Genomic DNA, 265 nt, shown 5'->3' with positions numbered 1-265 from the left:
GGCCTTCACCACAGCTAGCCTGTTCAGCATTGCCGCCCAGGCCGATGAGCCCCGCTACAACCAGATTTCCCTCAGCACCCAGGTCAGCCATGAAGTAGCCCACGACCTGATGCAGGTCACCCTGTACACCGAGGCCCAGCACAAGGATCCTGCCGCCCTCGCCGCGGAAATCACCCGCATCCTCAATGCCGGGCTGACCCAGGCCCGAGGTGTGAAAGGCGTCAGCGTTTCCCAAGGCAGCCGCAACAGCTATCCGGTCTACAAC

General features: G+C 62.6%; 1 protein-coding gene. It reads left to right on the top strand.

What is annotated here, in order from left to right:
* A partial coding sequence (locus tag AC0IYH_RS32035; protein ID WP_471838328.1) for an SIMPL domain-containing protein occupies positions 1 to 265 on the top strand: 265 nt, incomplete at both ends.

The sequence above is a fragment of the Pseudomonas sp. AC463 genome (assembly GCF_979253585.1).
This window is presented reverse-complemented; position numbering and strand designations above follow the sequence as displayed.